1 protein-coding gene and 2 pseudogenes are annotated in these 2,593 nt (G+C 42.2%); all 3 read left to right on the top strand.

Annotated elements, in window-relative coordinates; genetic code table 11:
* Positions 1–140: 140 nt before the first annotated feature.
* A pseudogene (locus IM322_RS23550) lies at positions 141–302 on the top strand (DUF2283 domain-containing protein); the annotation flags it as partial.
* 163 nt (positions 303–465) lie between these two features.
* Positions 466–2,190 (top strand): diflavin flavoprotein, encoded by a 1,725-nt coding sequence (locus IM322_RS19965; RefSeq protein WP_287674313.1) that lies wholly within the window; start codon positions 466–468, stop codon positions 2,188–2,190.
* A 289-nt stretch (positions 2,191–2,479) separates the two neighbouring features.
* Positions 2,480–2,593 (top strand): annotated as a pseudogene (locus IM322_RS23545) (IS607 family transposase); the annotation flags it as partial.

Genomic DNA, 2,593 nt, shown 5'->3' with positions numbered 1-2,593 from the left:
GTCAGTCTGTAGAGCGACCATAAGACCAGAACAGAGTAAATCTGTTAAGGCAGGTGCGGAACCCCGCAAGGGAAAGAAGCAGAAACCCAAATCGTGAGGTTTGGGAATCACCGTCCGTTTTACGGCGGTGAGGATGTCAAGCAGATCAAGAGTCGGAGGAGATTGGGGATGAAATTGTCGCTCGTCTAAATCCGACTTCTGGGGAGATTGAGAATTTGGAGATTTTATTTTTCTCGAAACGCTGGAATCAATCCTTACCGTTACAATTGCCGATTGATGCTGCTTTTCGATTAGTGGGATAATGGGATGTACCCTACGCGATTGGCGATCGCACTGTTTTGACAGTTCAAGCAACGGCAAGATTGGTCGGCATGGCGTAACGTAATATTATAAATCTCCATACTTAATTTTCTCGTGGCACAATAGAGACAAAGTATAAAAAACTTAACAATAAGGAGAGTTTCGATGGTTGCTACACCAGTCAAAACAAAACGTCTCACCGTGCAGGTGGCCGATCTCACCGCAGACACTACTGCTATTCGCTCCCTCGATTGGGATCGCGATCGCTTCGATATTGAATTCGGATTACAAAACGGTACGACTTATAATTCCTATCTGATTCGTGGGGAAAAAATCGCCCTTGTGGATACCTCTCACGAAAAATTCCGTCAACTATATTTGGATAATCTCAACGGATTAATTAACCCCCAAGAAATCGATTATTTAATTATCAGTCATACCGAACCCGATCACAGTGGTTTGGTCAGAGATATATTGCAACTTGCTCCCAATATTACCGTCGTTGGGTCGAAAGTAGCAATTCAGTTTTTAGAGAATTTAGTTCATCATCCTTTTCAACGTCAACTGGTCAAAAATGGCGATCAGTTAGACCTAGGCAACGGTCACATTCTCGAATTCGTTAACGCTCCTAATTTACACTGGCCCGATACTATTTTTACCTACGATCACGGTTCGGGAATTTTATTTACCTGTGATGCTTTTGGAATGCACTACTGTTCCGATGATCTTTACGATGAGCAATTAAGTGCTATTGAACCGGATTATCGTTTCTATTATGAATGTTTAATGGCTCCTAATGCTCGTTCCGTACTAGCGGCGATGAAACGGATGGAACCCTTGGGTAATATTAATCTCGTGGCTAATGGTCATGGACCGGTATTAAAACATAATATTACCGAATTATTGAACCATTATCGTGATTGGAGTCAGGCACAAACTAAGGCAGAAAAAACCGTCGCTGTTTTCTACGTTTCCGATTATGGTTATAGCGATCGCCTCTGTCAATCTATTGCCAAAGGTATTACTAAAACTGGTGTGGCCGTAGAAACTCTAGACCTGAAATCCGCCGATCCCCAAGAGGTAAAAGAATTAGCTTCTTCCGCGGTGGGAATCGTCATCGGTACTCCCCCCGTTTCTGGTATTCATGCCCAAGAAATTACGGGGAATCTAGGCACAATTCTCGCCTCGGTTAACCCCAAACAATACCTCGGAATGTTTGAATGTCAAGGGGATGATGATGAACCGATTTTACCTCTATTTAATAAGTTTCGTGAAGTTGGCTTAACCAAAGCTTTCGATCCCATTCGTAGCACAGAAACTCCTAACGAGAGTCTCTATCAACGCTGTGAAGAAGCGGGGACAGATATGGGACAACTATTAACCCAAGAGGTAAAAGTTAAACAAAGAAAATCCCTCGATACTGACCTCGATAAAGCCATCGGACGGATTAGCGGTGGTCTATATATTATTACCACCAAGAAAGGAGACAGAAGCGGGGCAATGGTCGCTTCTTGGGTGACTCAAGCAAGTTTTGATCCTCCCGGTTTTACCGTTGCTGTGGCCAAAGATCGGGCGATCGAGTCTTTACTGCAAGTGGGGGATCAATTCGTTTTAAATATTCTGGAAGAAGGCAATTATCAAACCCTGATGAAACACTTTTTAAAACGTTTCGGACCTGGGGAAGATCGTTTTGCAGGAGTCAATACTCGCACCGCTAATAATGGTTCCCCAATTTTAGCCGATGCCCTCGCTTATTTAGAATGTGAGGTAGTTAGTCGTATGGAATGTGCTGACCACTGGATTGTTTACAATAAAGTCACCGATGGTCGCGTTTCTCAACCTGATGGTTTAACGGCTGTTCACCATCGCAAAGTCGGTAATTATTATTAGGATTCTTGCTTGATTTGACTGGTTGAGAAAATACAGATCAAGATGCTTGATCTCAGCTTTTGAGATTGTTTAACCTCTCAACCAGTTAGTCAGCTTTTTCCAGTGATCAGTAAACAGTGAACAGTAATCAGTGAACCGAAAACTCATACTAAATCCGTTGAGTATAGGCTACATATCAGGAGAGGCACTCATGCAAAACGGAGAATAAATAATCAGTTTTTAATAACCGGATTTAGTATTGTAAAGTTTCAATACAAATATAGTCAGATATAGTCAGGCATGGTAATATATAGACAGGAAACTATCAGACTATGCAAAAAAAGCAGGAATAAGTTATCGAACGGCTTGGAGATGGTGGAAACAAGGGAATTTAACAGGTTATCAATTGCCTTCTGGTACAATT

This window comes from Microcystis sp. M109S1 (assembly GCF_020247025.1).
GTDB lineage: Bacteria > Cyanobacteriota > Cyanobacteriia > Cyanobacteriales > Microcystaceae > Microcystis.
The sequence above is the reverse complement of the archived record's forward strand: the minus strand, read 5'-3'. Positions and strand labels throughout refer to the sequence as shown.